This window comes from Marinobacter sp. bablab_jr003 (genome assembly GCF_016464245.1).
Taxonomy (GTDB): Bacteria; Pseudomonadota; Gammaproteobacteria; order Pseudomonadales; family Oleiphilaceae; genus Marinobacter; species Marinobacter vinifirmus.
Map to the genome: position 1 here is coordinate 53,599 of NZ_JADARC010000101.1, position 21,338 is coordinate 74,936.

Below are 21,338 nucleotides of genomic sequence, written 5' to 3' on the forward strand. Positions count from 1 at the left end.
ACCCAACGGGCAGCATGCCAAAAACACTATAGACAGGGATAAGTGCCAACAGGGCCACATAACGCTCAATTGTGACACGGATCACAAAGCGGTACAGGAAAATAGAGAAAAATCGGAAAGAACGAACAACGAGGGGAAAATCTGGGGGTGACCCCACCAGCAATCCCCCGGCACACACATCCACCGCTTCGGCTGCTCCCTTCCGGGCCTGACCGGGTTCACGGTTTCATGTTGCGGAGGCACCAATGGGGCCACCATAACGGCGTTTCGGTACATTTCCCCGAAAGCGGCGCGAATAGTATCAGAAGGGTTTCAGGACTACAACGGCCTATAGCGGTAATGGCACTTCATCCTGCCGGAACCAGCAGGCAATGCTGTAACGGGTGCGCCTTGCCGGCAGAACCTCATGGGGTACCTGCTCGCTCAGGAACAGCACCGCCCTGCCTGCTTCCGGACGCACCTGCCCTACCACCTGCCCGGAATCAGCCGCAGAGAACACCCGCAGTTCTCCGCCATCTTCCAGCCCCCAGTCCTCGTTCAGGTACAACACCAGGCTGACCACGCGGGAGGCACGGCCACGAAAGCTGTCCAGGTGGCGCTTATAGAAATCGCCGGGGTGATAGGTGGCGTAATGGGCCTCAAACCGCTTGAGCCCCAGATACAGGCGCCGGTTCAGACCTTCCCTTATCTGTTCGAGGCACTCGAACAACAAACGCTGAGGCTCACTGTAACCATCCAGCCAGGCGATCTTGTCGCGGCGCACACTGCGGTCTTTCACCAGGCCCGAGCCCCGGCCGATACCGGCGCGGCTCATGGCCTCGGTTTTATCCAGGATGGCTACTTCGTTGCGCAACGCCGCCAGCAAACCAGCCGGCAACCGGGGGGTAAGGTCCAGCTCCATCCAGGCCGATTCACTCAAACCATCCGCCAGCTCATCCAGCCAGAAGCCATCAATCGCTGGCTGAACATCTGCCCCGGTAACGGTGCCTATCAGTTCGTCACCGGCAACCTGTTCGAGCTGGTCGGCAGCACGTTCCAGCACAGGGTCCGGAAACGAAATGATAATGGCCTGGTCGGTGTCTGAATGCATGGTGGGGCCTCGCGGAATTATCCAGCTATTGTAGGGTCAAACTCGCCGGCAAGCCGTATTTAATTTAATCTGCTGATAAGAAGATACACTTAAGGAAAAACCACCCGCCATGCCTGAAAGCAGCCACACTCCGCCGTCATCCGTCACCCCGGGCCAATGGTCGTTCACCCGCTGGAAAACCATTGGCCAGCTGGAAGCCCTGGAGGTTCATCATCCGGTATTCAGCTCTACGGTATTTCTGCAGGGCGCGCACATCACCCACTTTGCCGTAAACGACGACACCAACTGGCTGTGGCTGAGTGATACCGCCCGATTTGAACCGGGCCGTGCCATACGCGGCGGCATTCCTGTGTGCTGGCCGTGGTTTGGCGACCCGGCCCGCAACCCGCCGGAGATCCGCAAACGGGTGCACACTCCCTCTGCCCATGGCTTCGCCCGCACTGCCCTCTGGCGGCTGGAAGATGTCCGGGAAAGTGCCCACGAAGTGGAAATCAGCCTGTCGCTGAATGCCAATGAAGACTTTGAAGACCAGTGGGACGGCCACGCGCTGGCGCTGATCACCTTCAGCTTTTCAGTCCGCGGCTGCCAGATTGCCCTGACCACCACCAATCTGTCCAAACACCCGCTGGCCCTCAGCCAGGCCCTGCACACCTATCTGCCAACCTCGGATATCAGCCGCACCCGGTTACTGGGGCTGGGCCACAGCCAATATATGGATACCCTGAAAGACTGGGACTACTTTGAACAGGAGGGCCCGGTTTATTTTGACGGTGAAACCGATCGCATCTACGAATCGGCCGAACCCCTTACTCTGGTCACCCCGGCGGGAAAACGCAAACTGACATCTGTTGGCAGCGATTCCACGGTAGTGTGGAACCCCGGGCCCGGGAAAGCCTTAAGACTTTCTGACTTTCCTGGCACTGGCTGGCAAAAAATGGTGTGTGTCGAAACGGCCAATGCAGCCACCGACTACCGGGTATTAAATGAGGGCCAAAGCCACACGCTTGGCGTTGTCATTGGTCGCGGCTGACGGCCTGAAGTAATCGTCAACACAGGGAGCGGGCATGGGCCTGGCATCTTATCTGAAATCCCGACTGGTTCCGGCGGAGCTGGAAGAGCAGTTGAACCGAATTCGTAAACCCATCGGCAGCCTTGGCTACGACCCCTGGGGATTCAACAACGATGCCGTTAAGTACGGCTTCACCCTCACCCGGCAAATCTACGAGAAATACTTTCGGGTAGAGGCCTCCGGCGTGGAAAAGGTTCCAGCGGAAGGCCCGGTATTGCTGATCGCCAACCATTCCGGCCAGCTGCCCCTGGACGGCCTGCTGATCGGCTATGCGCTGGCTTCCCGCCCGGACCAGCCTCGCATACCCAGAGCCATGATCGAGCGCTTCTTCCCGACCGTCCCATGGCTGGGCAACCTGCTCAACGATGTGGGCGCTGTGCTGGGCGACCCCATCAACTGCGCCAAAATGCTGGAGAACGATGAAGCCGTCATCGTTTTCCCTGAAGGGGTTCGGGGCTCCGGCAAACTCTACCGGGACCGCTACCAGCTCCAACGTTTTGGCAACGGATTCATGCATCTGGCGATGAAATACAACACCCCAATTGTGCCCGTGGGCGTTGTCGGCTGCGAAGAAACCATTCCGGCCATTGCCAACATCAAACCCCTGGCCAAGGCGCTGGGCGTGCCCTACGTACCGGTGGCGCTACCGGTGATCTTCCCGGTGAAAGTGCGCCTGAACTTTGGCGAACCCATGTACTTCGACAACAGCGAGATTCCGGAAGAACAGGTGACCGAACGGGTTGAAACGGTCAAGACAGAAATCCGCAAACTGATCGACAAAGGCCTGAGCGAGCGGGAGGGGCTGTTCTGATGTCTGAGCAACGCAAGCCCAGAATCCTGGTGACCGGTGCAGCCGGCGCCCTCACCCAGCAAGTCATTAACCGCCTGCGCGATAACTGCGACATTGTCGCGGTGGACTTCCGGCAGCAGGTGTACCTGGGCGATGACATTCCCAGCTACTGCATCGACCTGAACAAACGCGGCTTCGAGGACCTGTTCCGGCAATACCGGTTTGACGGCGTTATCCACCTGGGCCGGCTGATGACCAGCGAACTGACCCGGATGCGCCGCTACAACGCCAACGTACTGGGCACCCAGAGGCTACTGGACCTCTCCCACAAATACGGCATCAACCGGGTGATTATCCTCTCCACCTTCCACGTGTATGGCGCCATGGCCTACAACCCGGCGCTGATTGACGAGGCAGCACCCCTGAAAAGTGCCGGGCTGAGCGCAGACCTGGTGGATTCCGTGGAACTGGAAAACCTGGCCAACATCTACCTGTGGCGGTATCCGGAGCTGAACATCACCATTCTGCGGCCCTGCAACATCGTCGGCCCGGGTGTACGCAACACCATGAGCGCCCTGCTCTCCAGTGAACGGGCGCCGGTGCTGGCAGGTTTTTCGCCGATGATGCAGTTCATCCATATTGACGACATGGCCGATGCCATCGTGCTGGCCTGGCAAAAGCCGGTTAAAGGCGTATTCAACGTGGCGCCCCACGATTGGGTAGCCTACCAGCAAGCCCTGAAAATGTGCGGCTGCAAGCGTATACCGATACTTTCCGTACCGCCCATCGTGCCCAAAGCCATCGCCAGGTTACTGAACCTGAAAAGCTTCCCCCACTACCTGCTGGCTTTCTTCAAGTATCCGGTGGTAATTGACGGGCGAAACTTTGCCAGGGAATTCGGTTTCAAACCCAAACGCCCCCTGAAAGAGATCTTCCGCTACTATCGCAACAACAAGCGCCCGGTGTAACCTTAACGGTTAACGGGGGCGCCATTTTCCGGAATTTCGATAGACGGAAAGCAGCGAACAGGGATACTCTGTATAAAATTAGTACAGAACTACGGTTCAAGGACTGACCGGATGCTCAGGGACCTCAGCCTGATCAGCTATGGCTCTGCCGCGGCAGTATTCGCGGTATTGTCTGTATTTGTTGCCACCCGCTACCTGCGCCGGGATATCGACCGCGGGCTGTTTCTGGCTGCCTTCGTGACCACCCTCTGGGCCGGCACACTGGTGGCGCAGGATATCTGGGGCCACCCAGGGTTCCTGATCCGCTACCTGCTGGAACTGCTACGCGACACCGCCTGGATCCTCCTGCTGTTTGCCATGCTTCGAACCGCCTTCCGGCAGGGCCGGCTGGCAGGCCAGATGAAGAAGGTGCTTGGTGCGGCGACCTTTGTGCTTATCGTCACACTGATAACCCTCGGCGCCATCGAGTTTATCTTCAGTGTTGATATCGTTAACGGCAAAACCATGCTGCTGGGCCAGATTGCCCTGTCTTTGCTCGGGCTTTCATTGGTTGAACAAATCTGGAGGAACTCCCCCACCTTTGGCCGCTCCAGCCTTAAATACCTTTGTATCGGCATTGCCACACTGTTTGCATTCGACTTTTTCATGTACGCCGATGCGCTTTTGTTCGGCAAGGTTTCTGAAGCATTCTGGAATGCCCGGGGCTTTGTGAATGCAGCGTTGATGCCCCTGTTCGCCATCAATGTGATCAACACTCGCAAACAACCGGTCGACTTCCAGCTATCCCGCTCCGCCGTTTTCCATGCCGGCACCCTCATCCTGGCCGCCGGCTACCTGCTCCTGCTGGCCGTCGGCGGTTACTATGTGCGGGCCTTTGGGGGCCAGTGGGGCGAGGCCCTGCAGGTGCTGTTAATTACCGTGTCCATAGCTTTCCTGGTCACCCTGCTGATGTCCCGCCGGGTGCGCGCCCGCCTGATGGTGTTTATCAGCCAGAACTTCTTCGACTACAAATACGATTATCGTGAAGAGTGGCTGAAAATGACCCGGGAACTGGCCAACCTCAGTGACGACCCACCCTTGCCGGAGCGGGTGATTCGAATTCTGGCCGGGCTGGTGGAAAGCAACTCCGGGGCTATCTGGCTGAAAGATGACCAGGCCGGTTATGCAATGAAGGCCAGCGCCAACCTGGCCACTCCCCGATACACTATTATTGACGACGATTCCGACCTGGTGCGCTTTTTCCGGGCACAGGAATGGATTATCGACCTTCAGGAGTATCAGGAAGACCCTGTCCGGTATGACCTGATGGAGCTGCCGGACATAATCCGGAACACCCCGGATGCCTGGCTGGTGATACCGCTTTACCTTGGTAACGAACTGTACGGGATCGCCCTGGTTGGCAAGCCCTATGCTCACGTAGAGCTGAACTGGGAAAACTTTGACCTGATCAAAGTGGTGGCCCGGCAAACCTGTAACCTGCTGGCCCAGACTGATGCCCAGAACCGGTTGTCCCGCGCCATGCAGTTCGAGGCTTTAAACAGGGCCTCCGCGTTTATGGTGCATGACCTGAAAACCCTGATCGCCCAGCTCTCCCTGCTGGTGAAGAACGCGCCGAAACACCGGGACAATCCAGCGTTCATTGACGACATGATTGCAACCACAGACCACGCGGTTCGCAAAATGTCGAACCTGGTAGACCACATCCGGAAGCCACATACCACTCCGGACCAGGCCACCGATACCAGCCTGGACCTGACCGGGCTGCTTGAGGAATTAATCGAGCACAACAGTCGACGCAGCCCCGCCCCCCGCCTGAAGGGCAATCCGGCCCCCATCATGGTTCGGGCCGACAAGGAGCAGCTTCGCAACGTGCTGGGCCACCTGATCCAGAACGCGCAGGATGCCACCCCGCCCGATGGCGAGATCACCATCAACCTCAAGCCTGCCAGGGACAACGTTGTGATGTTTATCCAGGACACCGGCTGCGGCATGACCGAAGAGTTTATCAGCGCCCAGCTCTTCAAACCCTTTGCCAGTACCAAGGGGCTGACCGGCATGGGAATTGGCGCCTACCAGGCCCGGGAATACATCCGGGAGCTCGGGGGCAGTATTGATGTAACCAGTGAGCCGGGCGTGGGCTCCTGCTTCTCTGTGCGCCTGCCTGTTGCGGCTTCTACCCAGCAGAACGCCAAGTATTTGCCGGCCACTACGAACCACACACCCAAACAAGGCGTCAACTAATTGACGTTTTGCAGACTTTTACAAATTCAAACATTGCAAACCGTCAACATTAAGTTAAGAATCGTAACAAGAGACAAACAAAGGATTGATTGTTGTTGTGAAGCGACTGCTGATAGTAGAGGACGACCCCGGACTGCAAAGCCAGATGCGCTGGTGCTTCAGTGACCAAATCGAGGTTTCGGTTGCGGCGGACCGCGATTCCGCACTGACTGCGCTGCGCCGCATGGAACCGCAGGTAATCACACTGGACCTTGGCCTGCCCCCCGATGCCGGTGGCGCTTCCGAGGGCTTTGCCCTTCTGGAAGAGATCCTCCGGCTGGCCCCGATGACCAAGGTGATTGTGGTGACAGGCCGGGAAGACAAGGAAAACGCCGTAAAGGCAATCGGCATGGGCGCCTCGGACTTTTACCAGAAACCCCTGGACGCCGACATACTGACCTTTGTGGTTAACCGGGCCTTCCGGCTGGCAGAGCTGGAACAGGAAAACCGCGCACTCATCGGCCAGACCAACGGCGCCAGCATAAAAGGGATTGTCGCCGCCAGTCCTGAAATGATGGAGATCTGCCGAACCGTAGAGAAAGTCGCCCCCACCGACGTGACCACCCTGATTACCGGCGAGACCGGTACCGGTAAGGAACTGCTGGCCCGGGCCCTGCATGACCTGAGCCACCGGACAGACCAGCCCTTTGCCGCCATCAATTGCGCTGCTATCCCTGAAAACCTGCTGGAAAGCGAGCTGTTCGGCTTTGAAAAAGGCTCCTTTACCGGCGCCACCCAGGCCAAGAAAGGAAAAATTGAAAGCGCCAACGGCGGCACCCTGTTCCTGGACGAAATAGGCGATATGCCCATGGCCCTGCAGGCGAAGCTACTCCGCTTCCTGCAAGAGCGCGTTGTTGACCGGGTAGGCTCGGTAAAACCGGTTCCGGTGGACGTACGCGTAGTATGCGCCACCCACCGTAACGTTCAGGAACTGATAGCCCAGGGCGAGTTCCGGGAAGATCTTTATTACCGTATCAGCGAGATAACGCTGGATGTGCCCGCGCTGCGCGAGCGGGACGGAGACGCCCTGGTAATCGCCCAGTCGTTACTGAAAAGCCTGGGCAAGCAACTGGACCGGCAAAACCTGAGCTTTTCCGAAGACGCCGTGCAGGCCATCACCAGCTATGCCTGGCCGGGCAATGTGCGGGAAATGATCAACAAGGTGAAGCGCGCCATCATCATGGCCGATGGCAAACGGGTAAGCGCCGGCGACCTGCAGTTAAGCACTGGCGAGGGTGAACCGGTCAACCAGCTGAACCTGAGGCAGGTGCGGGAACAAGCCGAGAAACAAGCCATTCGCCAGGCTCTTCATTGCACCTCGTTCAATATGTCCCAGGCGTCCCGGTTACTGGGGGTCACGCGCCCCACCCTGTACAACCTCACCGACAAATACAGGATAGAAACCTCGGCGGAGTCGCCCGCCTCCTGACCCATTTACCCGCTATTTTGCCTATCGTTATCAAGGAGCAGATACCGTGCACACAACAACAAATAACCGAACAAAACTTCGGCTCACAACACTGCTACTTGCCGGCGCCCTGCTACTGCCGTTACCGGTTCTGACTGGCTGCAACAACCAGAGCACGTCCAACGAAGCAACGTCCCATATTACAAGGGCTGAAACCTACGCAGACCAGGGCCAGTACCGGTCCGCCTTGCTGGAAGTAAGAAACGCGGTACAGGCAGAACCGGATAACGTTGGCCATATCGTCCACCTGGCTGAACTGTATCTGCAGATAGGCGCGTCCCGGCAGGCCTCCGAACTGCTGGAACCCTGGCTGAAAGACCATGCCTCACAGGTGGCCATTCCACTTGCCGAAGCCTATGTAAACCAGGGCAAACACCTTTCAGCCACCGAGACCCTGGCTCTTCACAATGCGTCCAACCCGCAGGAACAACTGCGGGCGTCGCTGGTGCGGGCAGAAGCACTGCGCCTGGCCGGCGATAAGGCCGAAGCCCTCTCCCTGTATCGCAGCCTGGTTGACAATAACCCATCAAACCTTGATGCAGTGGAGGGTGTTTTGCACACCCAGATGGACCTGAACCAGACCCCGCAAACCGTGCGCACTGCCGATGACTGGATGGCCAGGAACCAGCCCGAACCCCGGGTGCAGTACTGGAAAGGCATGGCCCAGTACCGGGAGAACGACCTGGAAAATGCTGCCGCAACCCTGACCGACGCAGCAAGCAACCTGCCTACCTCTGATGTCTTTCTGCCGGTGCGCCGACAAGTACTGACGGCACTTTCCCGGGTGCTGACCGAGCAAGGCAAGATTACCGAAGCCCAGGTTTACAACAAAATCCTGGCCGACAACCAGAATTCCGGTGCCCGGGAGCAAGGCGAAGCTGCGGTAGCGGCGCTACGTGAAGGCAACGTCGACCAGGCCAAAACCATTCTCCGGGACATGCTGAAGCTGGACCCGGAAAACCAGCAGGCGGCCCTGATGCTAGGGGCTCTTGAAACCGGCACCGGCGAGCTGGATGAAGGCGCCCGGTTGCTGACAGAGAACCTTGACCCTGAAACCACACCCACCCCCTTCCTGCGCGCCGCTGCCATGGCACAAATCGATCAGGGCGAACGGGAAGAAGCACTGAAAACTCTGGAACGGGCCATGCAGGCCCGGCCGGACGACAACGAAATCATTGCCATGCACGGCATTCTGGCCCTGAGCCTGCCCGGCAAGGAAAGTGACGGCGTGGCCAGCCTGAGCAAAGCCATCAGCAAAGAACCCGAACGCACCCGTTTGCGGTTGGCCCTGGCCCAGCACTATCTGCGCAACAACCAGCCCGAGCAGGCACTGGGCCAACTGCGAATGGCCTTCGCCGCCCAGCCGGAGGACTGGCACACCACCGGCACTTACATGAATGTGTTGCTGGCCCGCGGTGAAGAGACCGAGGCTAAGGAACTGAGGGACTCACTGGTTAATGGCTATGGCGATATGCCCCAGGCCGTCCTGCTGGCCAGCCTGGCCGACAGCCGGCTGGGCGACACAGGGGCCGCGGTAGAACGGATAAAAAAACTGGTACAGCAACAACCGGAACTGGCACAGCCCAGGCTGGCACTGGCCGCCATCCTGGCGCGCTCAGGCAACCGGGAACAGGCTATTGAAGAACTGGTAAAGGTTCGTGAACTGCAAGGCGGAGAGGAGACTGCCGAAACCGTCGCGGTTAACCGGTTGCTTGGCCAGTTACTGGTAGCCGAAACCCGCGCAGCGGTGCAAACCGGAGATTACACAAAGGCCCGGGCCAAAGCCGCAGAAGCAGTGGCCCTGGCGCCGGACAACCAGGGCCTGGCATTACTGGCGGTGGGGGTATCCCAGGCGGAAGGCAAACATCAGCAGGCACTGGATGAACTGCAGGCGGTGGAAGACAACCTCGGGGCAACCACCGCAACCGTACTGGCCAGAACGTCTATACTGGAGACCCAGAACGGTTCGGAAGCAGCCTGGACTTACCTGAATGAACAATGGCTTGAGCGCAACGAAACCCCGCTCCTGCCCACCCTGCTCCGGCTGGCCGGAAGCCAGGGCCCGGAAGCCCGGGGCGAACTCACCAGCCAATGGCTGGATCGGGAACCGAGTAGCGTTGCCGCCAACCTGGCCCGTGCCGACTGGCTGATGAACAACAACCAGAACGAACTGGCCGCAAGCCACTATGACTATGTTCTGGAGCAACAGCCCGACAACCTTCCAGCCCTGAACAACCTTGCCTGGCTGCTGCGGGAAAGCAACACAGAACGGGCACTGGAGCTTGCCCGCAAAGCCAGCGAACAAGCACCCCAAAACTCCGCTGTACTGGACACCTACGGGTGGGTACTGCACCTTGCCGGCAATCACCAGCAAGCCGTTGCCACCCTGGAAAAGGCGCTGGCACTGGCACCGGGCAACGAAGACATTACCAACCACCTGGAGAATGCCAGGAAAGCTTTGTAAAAAACCCTGACAAAACGTCTCTGCCACACGCACCAGAAGGGCCGGATCGCTATAAGCACCGGCCCTGTTTTTTGCGCTGTCGGAAACTTTTACACACGCCTATCGGCTGCCGGAGAAATTCAACGGAAATTCAAAGAGTTAAATGGTTGGCACGATAATCGCTTAAAACAAGAAGAGATCGGGGTTTATCCCGGTCAGGAGCCAAACCACCCGCGAGGATGGGACGGAAAGCCAAGGATCTCTGGTGAGTAGTCGAAGAGATAGCCTGGTTGCAAAGCGAACTACAGGGACTTAGAGCTTCACAACCGGAGAAGACCCATGAAAACAACACAAATCAGCCTGGCGATAGCACTATCAGCGTTGACCGCGGGAGCAAATGCTGCGTTTATACAAGATGGCAATGAAGCAAACCTCGATGAGATTATAAATAACTCGTTGATTGTTACCGGTACCGCAGTCAATGCTCTAGGTGATACCACGACCAATGATGCAATAACAAGCGGCTACTTCCGCAACTCTCCTGACGGTTTGGATAGCAGTGCAACGTTTCTTATAGAGATTACGTCTCTCGACACCAGCCAAACTTTTGGCATTTTTAACAATGATGATTATATCCAGCTGTTCTCTGGCTCTGACAGTGGTAGCTTTGCAACATCCGGAGGCTACACAGGCCCCGTTGTTGATTCAGGCACACGAGCCAGAGTTGGATTCGAGGTAAATAACGGGAACTACAAGGTGTATATTAACGATACACTTGAAGGCACATTTTCAAGTAACGAGTTCGGTTTCTATCTTGGCTACGGTGACGGTGGGGCGCCGGTTATCTATTCGGATGCCACCCGGAACTCTGATGGGCTAGAGCGCTTCGTCGGATTTCAGGGACAAAATCAGTACTTGAATCTGGGCTCAGAGCTAACCGATGGATGTAGCAGCAGCAATCTCAACAGTTGTGTGGTTTGGGGTCGGGACGACTACATCATCGGTTTTGAAGATGGTTCAGACATGGACTTCAACGATCTGATGGTTTATGTCGAGGACATCGTTCCAGTACCCGAACCCGGCACCCTCGCCCTGCTCGGCCTCGGACTCGCCGGCCTTGGTGCCGCCCGTCGTCGTCAAAAAGCCTGATCTTCCCGGGCTTTCGGAAAAGCCAGCTCCGGCTGGCTTTTCTCTATTTCTGGCTAGTTTCCGATAGCCCTGGTTCAAGGTATCCTTGAGACAATGTAGGAAAGCCGGCGAGAAACAATGTTAAGGAAAACATTAGATAACCTTCCCCAGTCTCTCCCCTACCTGATTGTTTCAGGCGTTTCCGTTATCCTTTTTTTCCCATCCTGGTTTCGCCTCTTCTCTATATGGGTTGAGTTCGAACAAGTCCTCGCCCATGGACTTGCCACTGCTATCATTTTTTTAGGCCTGCTACTGATCCACCCACCAAGCCCCTATCCCTCCACCAAACAGGCGCCCCAAAAGCCCTACCATGTAGTCGGAGGAATTGCCCTGATAGGAGTATCCTTAATCTGGCTACTCATTGAACTGGTCCGAATTGATACACTTGCATACCTGATACTTCCCTTTGGCATCACGATGGTCTCCTGGGCGTTGCTTGGACTGCAAAAAACACGCTGCTTCATCCCTTACGTTGCCCTGCTTTCTCTTTCTCTCCCTTTTTGGGCGGATATCGTTCCAGCACTGGTATCAATCGCAAGCGTGATTGTGGGGAGCTGGGTACGTCTTTTCGGGATGACTGCATTGATAGAAGGTAACAACATAACTCTGCCATACGGCCGATTGGTGATCGCAGATGGCTGCTCTGGGGTTCGCTATTTCGCAATATCTATCCTACTGGCCATGATGACCTCTATTCTCAACGATTATCGTTGGAAAGGCTGGTTGATCACTGTAGTTATAGCGATGATCATCGGGCTTCTGGCGAACTGGGTGCGCATTACGATTCTTGTATTCGTCGCCTATCAAACCAACATGGAGAGTGCACTGCTCACTGATCATGAAACCATGGGCTGGGTCGTTTTCGGAGTATTCGCTCTTCCTGCCCTGTACTTCTCACCCGTTCGCAAACGAAGCGATAGCAAGGAGCAACCCAATCTGAATATTGCCAAAACAGGTATACCTGCGATTGTGATTGCTTTAATTTCAGGCCCTGTTGCACTTTCGCTTGTCCAAACAAGCGGCGACCCAAAATCACCCTGGGAGTTAGAGCTCGCAGGGTATCAAGCGCGAACTGCTACCGGAGAGCTGCCCATACCGATTACACTGCCTTCGCGCCTCAACCAAAAGGTTCTGAGTGCCAATAATTCATGGGTTGCTCTGGCCCAAAGCCAGAAAACGACAGCAGACGAAAAACTTGTCCCCTACCTGCCGCCAATATTCGACAAGTCCTCGTGGCAAATTGAAGAGCACCTTGGCCCGGGCGTGTCGCTATACCGAAACATACTCACCCGAGACCGTGTGGTTATGGCCCAGTGGTATAAAGTTGGAACCTGGAGCAGCGTGAATTACCGCCACGCAAAATTACTGCAGATCCCAGCCGCTTTAACTAGAGAGAACCGGTTCGCGATCGTCACCATCCAGGTGCCATGCAACAACAAAAATTGTGACGAAGAGCTTGCCCGGATAGAGAAAACAAAGTCTTTGATTAAGCGTCAGATGTAACTCATGGTGGCTACAGACAAACAAGATACAAGTAGCAGCAGGCTCTGCCCATGAAAGAACACCGTTACCCCACCCGCATTCTCCACGTCACCTTCAACATGGGCTTCGGCGGCACCGAACAAGTCATCCGGCAATTAGTCACCAACCTGGACAAGAGTCGGTTCCACAACGAAATTGCCTGCATTGATGGGGAAGTTGGCGCTATCGGCCAGGCACTGGAAACCGAACACGGTATAAAGCACCATGCGCGGCAACGAGCCTCCGGCTTTGATCTAAAAACCATTCTCTGGCTGAGGCATCTGATCAAATCCGGCAAATTCGATATTGTCCACTGCCACCAATACTCACCTTACGCCTATGGCTGGTTCGCGCACTTGGGCACAGGAGCAAAGGTGGTTTTCACAGAACATGGACGCTTTCATCCGGACCAGCACCGCAAAAAAGCAAAGCTCATCAATCCTTTCATTGCGCGCACCTCCCACAAGCTTGTCGCGATCTCCTCCGCGACACGCGACGCTCTGGTGGAATACGAATACTTCCCCAGAGACAGAATCAGTGTCATCTACAACGGAATTGCCCCATTAGAAGTTAGTGAACAAGCACGCACTGCATTGAAAGAAGAGCTCGGGATACAACCAGACGAAACGGTGATTGGCACCGTTGCCCGACTGGACGCAGTGAAAAACCATGCAATGATGCTGAAGGCGACGCGAACTTTGCTCGACCAAGACGCCCCTGTAAGGTTACTCCTGGTGGGCGACGGCCCGGAACGCGACAACCTGGAAAAGCTTGCAGCTGCATTAAACCTGGGGGAGTCAGTTATTTTTACAGGCTTTCAATCAGAGCCGGCCGACTACCTGAGCCTGATGGATATATTCCTGCTGCCCTCTTTTACCGAAGGCACATCCATGACCCTTCTTGAAGCTATGAGCCTGGGAATTCCCACAGTAGCCACTCGTGTTGGCGGAACACCCGAAATCGTCGCCGATGGCGAAACAGGAAAACTGGTTGGTAGCGACGATCTTCCCGCCTTTACACGGGCGATTCAGGAGTTGTTGCAAGACCCGAACGCACTTTCCAAAATGTCGCAACAAGCCAAACGGCGTTTTGAGGAACGATTTTCAGCGGAACAGATGGTGCAACAATACGAACACTGCTATCAGTAGCTTCCAAACCAGCCTATTTGAAAGCAGCGTTATTCTCTCACCAATCGATTGCCGGCACCTTCATAAACCGCGCCATCACGGGTACCAATGGGCGCATCTATCGTATTGTTGATTGCCTTGGCACCACTGGTATCGAACCGGAATTCAATAGAGCGATTCAGGTTTCCCCGAGTAAACACCTCATTACCCTCAACGATGGTGCCTGGCGAACTCCAAACAATAATCGAACCATCGGATCCCCGTCGCCTCTGGGCACTGTAGAGCCCCTCGGCATAGTCAACGCGGTTATGTCGAATGACTCCACCGGAATGATCCATAGGCCGGTCCAGCAAACCAAAAGCGATGGCCCGGTCGACATTCACAAAGGAGTTGTTTTCCACGACGGTGTTGCGCGCTCCGTTCCACATCAAAACAACGGGCGCCCAAAGGTGATCCGCATGATCCGGTGCATGAAAATTTTCAAAGTGATTGTTCCGGATAACCCAATTGGCACCGGCATGGACATCCACGCCATTGGTATAGCCAGTGCCGCCTCCCCGATCGATCATAGGAGGCCCCTCGGTATAAGCGAAAACAGAATTCTCAACCAGGCCCCCATCAACGCCATCCCCAAAGCCAGATGGATTCGCTTTGATTAACTGCTTGCCGGTATCCAGTATCCGGATATTCTGAAATGTCGGCGATTCGGCTCCCGGGTTCAGAACTATGCCATGCTGATAGAAATCACGGATGGTGAGGTTCTGCACCGTAAGGCCGGATGCATCTGTCCAGATGCCATGCGGCGCGCCGCCATAGTCCGGATTATTCATACCCGCGCCTGCAATAATCACATCGCTGCACGCATCGCCAAGACCACGTATAGTTAAATGATCGGCGCGTACTGTGATGGTCGATGTTAGCTTGTACTCCCCTGGCACCAATAGTACAACGGTATCGGGCTGTGCCGATCTTACCACACGTTGAAGTTTCTCGACGCCATCAACCGTAACCGCCTTGGCCACGGGCTGCTCAGGGAAAGAGGGGCATGCCTTAACTACCCCAAAAGTACAGATTGGGAGAACGACTCCCAAACACATGCAAAATAGCCAATGCCTAGCCATTTGATCGATCCCCGCTTACGCTTAAGCGTGTGCTAAAATCCCATTCTGTATAAAATAAATCAGCCCGTCTAAAACGCCGACAGTTTTAGTAAGATGATTCCAGACATGAACATAGGTGGTAAGTTTGCGAGCCTGAACTCGTGTCTGATTAATAGATGACACAGTATTGAAAAACACAGGGATCGGCTTATTTTTCGATTTTCAAAAAAGACTTTTCGACCACCCGGTTCGTTTTCTTATCCCTCAAAAATCATGCGAAAAACCATGAACATACATAGAAAAAAGAGAGCAGTCAAATGGCCATTAATAAATTTACAGACTTCCTAAAATAGCGGGAAACAAGACGTCTATCTACAAACCCTGAAACCATTGAATTAAAATAGAGCCTGTAGATGAAAACCCAAATCAAAGATATCAGAATTTACAAAATAACTGAGAACGAACTATCTCAAACTGAATCAAATTGTGGTGTAACACGAGTATCCCCAATAATGGGCGCACAACTCGATGCCAAAACATACTTCAATTACGTCACAAAGCGTTACAATAAATACGGAAAATTATCTTCTCCTTCAGAAGTCGGCTGCACACTAACTCATATCAGTATATACGAGCTAATCTTAGCTCAAAACATGAGCGCTATTATTTTAGAATCAGACATAGTACCAACGGCTGACGAATTAAAAATGTCACTTCAAAAATGCAATAATGCGACCGTCGATTTCATACACCTAGGCTGGCACCCCTTCGTGCACCATGGTGTGTTTTTCAAAGGGAAATATTCTAAAAATCTCAAGCTTTTTAGGATCAACCCATACTCGGACTTTCACGGAACTTTCGCCTATTTTATAACCCCAAACGCCGCGAAATATTTATTAACTCTTCATAAAGAGGACTTTTTACCGGCTGATTCTTGGGCTAATTTCTTTTTCAATTTCCCGATAACTCCTTATTTCTTTCCAATATTTACGCATCCTAAGCATCGCGGTCAGATCCAGTCCGAACGTATATCTTTATCTTCTAAGGTCTATTCGCTTCAATTAAGTAACGTGGTGTTCTATGCTATCAAAAACATAAAACGATCAGCTTATACACTTTTGGGCTATAAAAGTATTAAGCCAAATAAATGGAAGTAGTTTTTTGCATCACAAAAGTTGAACTCAAATCTTTGGACCTAAATAAATGAACAAAGTTATAAAAAGCTCGTCTTTGCTCATCTTCCAGAGACTAATGCAGCGATCGCTAGGGATTGTAAGCACCATTATTCTTGCTCGGCTACTCACACCTGATGATTTTGGTATCGTAGCGATCGCGATGCTCGTGCTTTGGTTTTCCCAAACATTAAGCGACGCCAGTACCGAAGCATTCATTTTACAGCAAAAAAAAGTACGAAAAATCGATCTTAACTCTGCTTGGACATTGGACCTAATATTAAAATCTTGCGCTTACATGTTCATGCTTGCTCTGGCTCCTCACGTGGCCCAAATCAAAAACTTGCCCGAACTAACAGCAGTAATATCGGTGACAGGACTACTAATCGTCTTAGAATCCCTTAAAAACCCTATTTTCATGATATATAAAAGACGCCAAAAATATGAAGCAATAATAAAATTGACCATATACGCAAAAGTTATCTCTCTATTTATCTCAATACCAATCGCTCTCATTTACAAAAGCTACTGGGCCGTAATTTTAGCGGCAATATTTGCGGAAATCTTCTTAGCTATAAGCTCATATAAAATATCAAATTATCGCCCCAAACTGTCAATCGAAAAAATAAGCGCACAATGGAACTTTTCGAAATGGCTGATACCAAGGTCAATAATAGGCTACTTTAGAAACCATTTGGATACGCTGTTGGTTAGCAACGCATACACCAATGCAGAGCTCGGAGCATATAACAATCTCAAATATTTTGCTTCGATTCCAATGTTACAATTTCTAGCGCCATTGATAGAGCCTCTGCACACTGAACTTGGCAAAGTGAGTGACAATAAAGGCGAGATACGATACCAGTCAGATTTAACGATAAGGGCATTATCTATAATTGGCTCAATTATTATAGGATTTCTATATGTGAATTCCGAACTGATCATCCGCATTGTGTTGGGGGAGCAGTGGACTCAATACTCTACAATGTTTAGCTTATTTTCTTTACTTACTATCCCGTTTATTTTCATAAATCAATCATTTAGAATACTAATGATAGAAAACAGAACCAACTATATATTCATTTATGAAGCAATAAGTACAATACTTATAGCCTTATTCCTAGTTACCGCAATAAATTTTTCTATAGAAAATTTCATTATAGTAAAAGTCTTGGTTGAATCCATTTTATCTGTTGCTCTTTACTGTTACACATACAAAACAACTTTCGAATTGCATCCAGCCTTGAACGTTACTGCATTCTTTTTATTTACTGGCGCTGCTATTCTTTTAACCAAATGGGCTTCCGAGTCATTTGTATTTAGCCAAATTACTATAATTGAATTGGCCGCTAATGTTTTTATTTCAGCATTGATATTTGTAGTATTCTTTTTGATTTTTTATAATACGCTGATAAGCGAAAGAGAACGGAATTTAATCAAAGTTTTAGCAAAATCGATGGTCCGGAACTCTTAACGGTGATATTTATTTCTTCAAAACCATTTATGGTCTGGGCTAGAAGTTACGAGCACATATGTGGTCGCCTAGTCAGATACTTCTATCTTTTTATTAGTTATAAGTCGAAATTAACAAAAATTCACGATTGGAAAATTCCGAAATTCGCCTATAATAATAAAAATAAAACTTGACGGGGATTTTACAATGAGATCGCTTATCTTTGCACAAGCTATTGTTTTTTCAACATTCTCGATTAGCGCAGAGGCTCAGAATTTTTTCACTGTTTCGAGCTTGAAATATGAAGGTGCAGCGCGCCTACCCATCGCAACTTACGGAGAAAGCCGGATATCTTATACCGAGGGGACGTTCACGATAACGCCCGATGGTTCAACTATGTTTGTCGTCGGTCATGCCCAAGACCAGGCAATTGCTGAATTCGAGACCCCCAAACTATCTCTAAACGAAGACATCTCCGGGCTTCCGATGGCCCGGAATGTCCAGCCTTTCTCTAGTTTTTTGAATCGAATCCCAACAGGCAACCCGGAAGGGATCAGTCGGATAACTGGAATGCAATTGGTAGATGAAAAACTAATTGTTAATGGGGTGGAGTTCTATGACGGAGAGGCGAATAACACCGATACCACATTCATCATACAAAATCCACAATCACTCGAAGAAAGTCAGGTATCTGGTTTTTTTAAGCTTGATGGTGATAGCCATGCTGCTGGGTGGATTACAGAAATTCCAAATAACTGGCAGTCAGCTTTGGGAGGTAACTTCATTTTTGGATTTGCCAGCAACTACCCAATCAACGCACGCAATAGTATGGGGCCTAGTGCCTTCGCCGTCGAAATCCAAAACGTCTTAAATGCCTCAGCAGGTGACCGAATTTCAAGTCGACCATTACTCGATTACCCTGTTGACAATCCGTTGGTATTCGATCACTACAACGAAAAAGGCGGGAACGATTTATGGACAGAAGTATCGAAAGCGAATATTGGATTCATAGTCCCTGGAACCAATACATACGCAGTGTTCGGGTCCAGCGGAGGCCATGATTCGGGTGTCGGCTATAAGATCACCCAAGAAACCGGTTACGAGTGCGGCGGGGCATGCCCCTATGACAGCAGAGATGTATACAATTATTACTGGCTTTACAATTTAGAAGACTTATCGCAAGTGGTCAGCGGATCGTTGGCCCCACATTCGATTAAACCGTACGATTATGGGAAATTTACTATACCGTTCGAAAACATAGGTTATAAAACAAATTTAATCGTTGGCGCGAACTTCAATCGAAGCGAAGGGAAATTATACTTTTTATTAGGCGATGCCGACACTCTACAAAGTCGCTATGAAACAGCGCCCCTTTTAGTCGCCTTTTCTATCCAAGGCGACCAAATTTCACAGCCTAAACCCCCATCTTCAATTTCTATTCAGTAGAATATTGTCAGCATTAGAGATTGACGGCTGTTTCACTTGTGTTACAGCCGTCCCTCTTTATCCAAAATTCCCAAGCGATTAAATTAATTATCAGCATCATATAGAAAGGCTCGAATATTATTAAATCCAGAAAAACCGAACTAACGAAAAAGACTAGCAGCGAAATCGTTGACGATAATAATGCGTAACTCAGAAATGAGGTTTGATCATATCCATGAGAGCGAATTGCCAAAAATCTCTTTAAAATCGTATAAATCAGCAAAAGATAACATACGCCAGCTATTAGTCCAGAATTTACAGAAAAATTTAAAAACGTATTATGGGCTACGTGCTGGGTTTTTCCTGGAAAATGGACCCGTGACGCAGCCTCAAACTTCTGAACTCCAGCTCCAAATAATGGATACTCTGGAATTAACTTTAAGCCTACGCTCCATGAAATCAGTCTCGGATTAATTGGCTCGTCATTACCTACTTGAGCTTGCTCAACTGTGTCCGTGGCTCGTTGCAGCATCAATGCGCCCTGGTAGGATACAAAAACAGCAAACGATATTCCCAAAATAATGTTCATTTTTTTTGACCGTACAACAAGCGCTATAAGCAGCAACATGACTATAGAACTTAATAGGGCTGCTCGTGAGCCGAATAAAATTAACGAATGCCAAGAAAAAACCACAAACAAAGCAAGAACCAATCTAATTGCCCACCCCCCTCGTCTACCGAACTCTAAAATCAAGAACGGCAGGGTCATTAATATTAATACAGACAAAACATTGCCATCTGCGTAGGGACTCGATGCAGGTCCTTTCAGCCGATTATTTGAGAATAAATGCCAGCTTTCGGTAAAGTAAGCGGAATTTGCCCAATAAACATAATAAACTCCTACTAAAACAAATATGCTGCAGAAATATTTTAGAGGTTTCTCTGCGTTAAGGACAGGTAAAAGCACGAAATACATTATAAGTATCGCATCAATTGTATCCAAAACTATGGCGGGACTAACAGAAGCTGCGGCATTGGTGAAAGGTGAAAAAATATCCGACAAGTGCATCCACACCCAAATACCCATTAATAGAAAATTCTGAGGACATTTATAAATTGAAAACTCAGATTTTCTTTTTGCAAAAGTAATTAAAAAAGAAAGTATGGCTAGTGCAGCGGTAATTTTAAAAACGGGGATTCCGTCAAAAACCCAATGCCAGATATATTGTGGCTGCAACAAAGAATTAGCAACATATGCCAACGCCGAAAACCAAGGAGTCGCAAACAAACACAGCCCTGAAAGAATTAAAAGGAAAAATAATAAAATTCGAGCCACACGCTAAGACCTATTTAAGAACTTTAAGGCGATACAGCAACTTTTCGCCCAATTGGATAACCCACCGAAAGTATATTTTTATCAACAGGAATGTTTTCTTAATTTTGAAATATTGAAAATCATTTCGTAAAATCACATTGAGGCTGTCTTTTAAATGGCGTCGCCAATAATATTGCTCAGCTAACTCCACCCGCTTACTCTCAAGGCTTTTAAGTACCGCAAAACGATAGTCTCTCGGAAAACGTTGATTTTTCACTAAGTCTGCAATCACCTCGACTCCTCCTTCAAGATTTCTAAGATAGTTAGAGGAAAGATTATCATCGCCTCGACCAAGATGCACTAATGGTTTCGAAATATAAATGCTTTTGCCAAAGGCCACTGCTCTTAACGTAAGATGAGCTTCCTCTGATCCAACAACCAATAGATTTTTATCTATACCCCCGATTCGTTTGTATAACTCTCCACTTATCGCAAAAGCTGAAATCATAATTGGCTGAATACTTAACAAACTATTAAAAAAAAGATTATTCAATCGAAAAACATTGTGCGTTAATTGTTCTGATACACTGTCATTTAGGTATCCTTTTTGCTCTAACTGTTTGATTCTGGGTTTTGTCTCTCCATCAACGATATAGTCAGTAAACACTACATCAATGTCTGACTGCGCAAGGGCGTTTTCAAGACAAGCGAGGTAGCTTGGATGCCAAAAATCATCACTATCGCAAAAACAAAACCAAGAACCAACTGCCTGATCAGCGGCGGCTCCTCGGCGATTTTCAACCCAGTTGTCCAAATGACCGCGTTTAAGCGGCCAATTTATTGCGCTCTATTTCCTGCAATTTGCCAGGGTTGAGCGATACCGGTCCGGTTACTTCCCAGTTCCGGGTATTGCCAGACCAGCGCCGTGG

General features: G+C 51.1%; 16 protein-coding genes, 1 other RNA gene and 1 riboswitch. Of the genes, 12 read left to right on the forward strand and 5 right to left on the reverse strand.

Features of this window, described 5'->3' with window-relative positions; all coding sequences use genetic code 11:
• Positions 1 to 151 precede the first annotated feature (151 nt).
• Positions 152 to 248: signal recognition particle sRNA small type (gene ffs / locus H3Z84_RS10530), an RNA gene on the reverse strand.
• An 80-nt stretch (positions 249 to 328) separates the two neighbouring features.
• Positions 329 to 1,090 (reverse strand): 2OG-Fe(II) oxygenase, encoded by a 762-nt coding sequence (locus tag H3Z84_RS10535; protein WP_199457420.1) that lies wholly within the window; start codon positions 1,088 to 1,090, stop codon positions 329 to 331.
• Positions 1,091 to 1,199: 109 nt separating this feature from the next.
• Between H3Z84_RS10535 and H3Z84_RS10540 the strand changes: the two genes are divergently transcribed.
• The 9 genes from H3Z84_RS10540 (at position 1,200) to H3Z84_RS10580 (ending at position 13,965) form a co-directional block, all read left to right on the forward strand.
• Complete coding sequence (locus H3Z84_RS10540; protein ID WP_199457421.1) at positions 1,200 to 2,120, forward strand: D-hexose-6-phosphate mutarotase; 921 nt, start codon at positions 1,200 to 1,202, stop codon at positions 2,118 to 2,120.
• Between the two features lie 34 nt (positions 2,121 to 2,154).
• Complete coding sequence (locus H3Z84_RS10545; RefSeq protein ID WP_199457422.1) at positions 2,155 to 2,970, forward strand: lysophospholipid acyltransferase family protein; 816 nt, start codon at positions 2,155 to 2,157, stop codon at positions 2,968 to 2,970.
• Positions 2,970 to 3,917, forward strand: coding sequence for an SDR family oxidoreductase (locus tag H3Z84_RS10550; RefSeq protein WP_199457423.1), 948 nt, complete (start codon positions 2,970 to 2,972; stop codon positions 3,915 to 3,917). Before H3Z84_RS10545 ends, H3Z84_RS10550 begins: the two co-directional genes overlap by 1 nt.
• 111 nt (positions 3,918 to 4,028) lie before the next feature.
• Positions 4,029 to 6,158: an XrtA/PEP-CTERM system histidine kinase PrsK gene (gene prsK / locus H3Z84_RS10555; protein ID WP_199457424.1), complete on the forward strand. Its 2,130-nt coding sequence runs from the start codon at positions 4,029 to 4,031 to the stop codon at positions 6,156 to 6,158.
• Between the two features lie 97 nt (positions 6,159 to 6,255).
• The gene (gene prsR, locus H3Z84_RS10560) at positions 6,256 to 7,626 is read left to right on the forward strand and encodes a PEP-CTERM-box response regulator transcription factor (RefSeq protein WP_199457425.1); all 1,371 of its coding nucleotides are present in this window, start codon (positions 6,256 to 6,258) and stop codon (positions 7,624 to 7,626) included.
• A gap of 46 nt (positions 7,627 to 7,672) precedes the next feature.
• A complete protein-coding gene (locus H3Z84_RS10565; RefSeq protein WP_199457426.1) occupies positions 7,673 to 10,129 on the forward strand; it encodes a tetratricopeptide repeat protein in 2,457 nt (818 codons plus the stop codon).
• A 190-nt stretch (positions 10,130 to 10,319) separates the two neighbouring features.
• Positions 10,320 to 10,406: riboswitch (cyclic di-GMP riboswitch) on the forward strand.
• 41 nt (positions 10,407 to 10,447) lie between these two features.
• Positions 10,448 to 11,257 (forward strand): PEP-CTERM sorting domain-containing protein, encoded by an 810-nt coding sequence (locus tag H3Z84_RS10570; RefSeq protein ID WP_199457427.1) that lies wholly within the window; start codon positions 10,448 to 10,450, stop codon positions 11,255 to 11,257.
• 117 nt (positions 11,258 to 11,374) lie between these two features.
• Positions 11,375 to 12,799 (forward strand): exosortase/archaeosortase family protein, encoded by a 1,425-nt coding sequence (locus tag H3Z84_RS10575; RefSeq protein WP_199457428.1) that lies wholly within the window; start codon positions 11,375 to 11,377, stop codon positions 12,797 to 12,799.
• A 50-nt stretch (positions 12,800 to 12,849) separates the two neighbouring features.
• Positions 12,850 to 13,965: a glycosyltransferase gene (locus tag H3Z84_RS10580; protein ID WP_199457429.1), complete on the forward strand. Its 1,116-nt coding sequence runs from the start codon at positions 12,850 to 12,852 to the stop codon at positions 13,963 to 13,965.
• 29 nt (positions 13,966 to 13,994) lie between these two features.
• On the opposite strand, the gene H3Z84_RS10585 is transcribed toward H3Z84_RS10580, so the two are convergent.
• Positions 13,995 to 14,966, reverse strand: a complete 972-nt coding sequence (locus H3Z84_RS10585) for a right-handed parallel beta-helix repeat-containing protein (protein ID WP_199457430.1) — start codon at positions 14,964 to 14,966, stop codon at positions 13,995 to 13,997.
• Between the two features lie 491 nt (positions 14,967 to 15,457).
• On the opposite strand from H3Z84_RS10585, the gene H3Z84_RS10590 reads away from it, so the two are divergent.
• The 3 genes from H3Z84_RS10590 to H3Z84_RS10600 all read left to right on the forward strand — a co-directional run bounded on the left by H3Z84_RS10590 (position 15,458) and on the right by H3Z84_RS10600 (position 19,115).
• Positions 15,458 to 16,201 (forward strand): glycosyltransferase family 25 protein, encoded by a 744-nt coding sequence (locus H3Z84_RS10590; protein WP_199457431.1) that lies wholly within the window; start codon positions 15,458 to 15,460, stop codon positions 16,199 to 16,201.
• A gap of 46 nt (positions 16,202 to 16,247) precedes the next feature.
• Positions 16,248 to 17,690, forward strand: coding sequence for an oligosaccharide flippase family protein (locus H3Z84_RS10595; RefSeq protein ID WP_199457432.1), 1,443 nt, complete (start codon positions 16,248 to 16,250; stop codon positions 17,688 to 17,690).
• A 186-nt stretch (positions 17,691 to 17,876) separates the two neighbouring features.
• Positions 17,877 to 19,115, forward strand: a complete 1,239-nt coding sequence (locus H3Z84_RS10600; protein ID WP_199457433.1) for a hypothetical protein — start codon at positions 17,877 to 17,879, stop codon at positions 19,113 to 19,115.
• Positions 19,116 to 19,128: 13 nt separating this feature from the next.
• Here H3Z84_RS10600 and H3Z84_RS17285 read toward each other — a convergent pair whose 3' ends face one another.
• The gene (locus tag H3Z84_RS17285) at positions 19,129 to 20,430 is read right to left on the reverse strand and encodes an O-antigen ligase family protein (protein WP_199457434.1); all 1,302 of its coding nucleotides are present in this window, start codon (positions 20,428 to 20,430) and stop codon (positions 19,129 to 19,131) included.
• A 10-nt stretch (positions 20,431 to 20,440) separates the two neighbouring features.
• Positions 20,441 to 21,223 carry a hypothetical protein gene (locus H3Z84_RS10610; protein WP_199457435.1) on the reverse strand — a complete coding sequence of 261 codons (783 nt, stop codon included), beginning with the start codon at positions 21,221 to 21,223 and terminating at the stop codon, positions 20,441 to 20,443.
• Between the last annotated feature and the right edge of the window lie 115 nt (positions 21,224 to 21,338).

Excerpts from the sequence above, each read along its gene's own strand:
- H3Z84_RS10535 (WP_199457420.1), bottom strand. The coding sequence starts at position 1,090 with ATGCATTCAGACACCGACCAGGCCATTATCATTTCGTTTCCGGACCCT.
- H3Z84_RS10540 (WP_199457421.1), top strand. The coding sequence starts at position 1,200 with ATGCCTGAAAGCAGCCACACTCCGCCGTCATCCGTCACCCCGGGCCAA.
- H3Z84_RS10545 (WP_199457422.1), top strand. The coding sequence starts at position 2,155 with ATGGGCCTGGCATCTTATCTGAAATCCCGACTGGTTCCGGCGGAGCTG.
- H3Z84_RS10550 (WP_199457423.1), top strand. The coding sequence starts at position 2,970 with ATGTCTGAGCAACGCAAGCCCAGAATCCTGGTGACCGGTGCAGCCGGC.
- prsK (WP_199457424.1), top strand. The coding sequence starts at position 4,029 with ATGCTCAGGGACCTCAGCCTGATCAGCTATGGCTCTGCCGCGGCAGTA.
- H3Z84_RS10570 (WP_199457427.1), top strand. The coding sequence starts at position 10,448 with ATGAAAACAACACAAATCAGCCTGGCGATAGCACTATCAGCGTTGACC.
- H3Z84_RS10575 (WP_199457428.1), top strand. The coding sequence starts at position 11,375 with ATGTTAAGGAAAACATTAGATAACCTTCCCCAGTCTCTCCCCTACCTG.
- H3Z84_RS10580 (WP_199457429.1), top strand. The coding sequence starts at position 12,850 with ATGAAAGAACACCGTTACCCCACCCGCATTCTCCACGTCACCTTCAAC.
- H3Z84_RS10590 (WP_199457431.1), top strand. The coding sequence starts at position 15,458 with ATGAAAACCCAAATCAAAGATATCAGAATTTACAAAATAACTGAGAAC.
- H3Z84_RS10595 (WP_199457432.1), top strand. The coding sequence starts at position 16,248 with ATGAACAAAGTTATAAAAAGCTCGTCTTTGCTCATCTTCCAGAGACTA.
- H3Z84_RS10600 (WP_199457433.1), top strand. The coding sequence starts at position 17,877 with ATGAGATCGCTTATCTTTGCACAAGCTATTGTTTTTTCAACATTCTCG.